The sequence below is a fragment of the Mucilaginibacter sp. P4_G9 genome (genome assembly GCF_056400985.1).
Window position 1 is genome coordinate 1 of sequence record NZ_JBFUKF010000817.1, and the last position, 1,027, is coordinate 1,027.

Genomic DNA, 1,027 nt, shown 5'->3' on the forward strand with positions numbered 1-1,027 from the left:
GGCTCCTCTTGAGCCATAAATTGCCGTAGCCGAAGCATCTTTCAATATGTCGACAGATTCGATATCCAGGGGATTAATATCATCAATGCTGTAAGATACGGGAACGCCATCTACCACAAATAAGGGGTCGTTAGTAGCATTTAATGAGCGGTTGCCCCTGATGCGGATAGCAGAACCTGCACCAGGACGATAGGAACTTGGCCTAACAACCAGGCCCGGTGCTTGTCCCTGTAAAGCGGTGCTCAGGTTAGCTGCCGGTACTTTATCCATTTTTTCCACATTAACCGATGCTATAGCGCTTGATACATCGCCCCTTTTTTGTGTACCGTAGCCAATTACCACCACTTCGCTTAATGATTTTGATTCGGGTATTAATTTAACATTCACAACAAGGCCGGCGCCTACGGTAACTTCCTCTGTTTTGAAACCTATAAAACTAAATATCAGAACACTGCTCTGAACATTACCATCTGGAGCGTGCAGGCTATATGACCCATTGCCATCAGTAACAGTAGCAGCGTTTGTCCCTTTTAGTTTAACACTTACACCCGGTAATGGCTGGCCGGTTTCATCAGTTACTTTACCGGTTATAACCACAGGCGGCAACGGCGGGGCATTATCCATAACATCTACCTTAGGCTTCAAAATAATGGTTTTATCAAAAATCTGATAAGTAAACGGCTGGCCGGCAAAACACTCCTTCAGTACTGTTTCCAACGGAACATCTTTCACGTTAATGGAAATCTTTTTTGTTTTTTGAAGCAGCTCATCGGCATATAAAAATTTATAATTAACCTGCCTGTTAATTTGCTGGAATATCTTCTGTAATGAAACATTTTTTTCTGACAGCGTAACAGTTTGCGAATACGAAATTGCGCTTACGTGCATACTACATACCAGTAAAATAACAGTGGTTAATTTCATAATCAGGAGTGTTTTAAATACCGGCTTGCGCATCCGGCAAAAACATTCATAGTAAAAATTAAAATTCATACTTTTGCATTGTATAGGTTGAATAATCGATTGG

1 protein-coding gene is annotated in these 1,027 nt (G+C 41.5%); it reads right to left on the reverse strand.

Going from position 1 to position 1,027, the window contains the following annotated elements; genetic code table 11:
- On the reverse strand, window positions 1-924 hold a 924-nt coding region (locus AC1DPZ_RS27855), incomplete at its 3' end, for an STN domain-containing protein (protein WP_477409646.1).
- Window positions 925-1,027 lie beyond the last annotated feature (103 nt).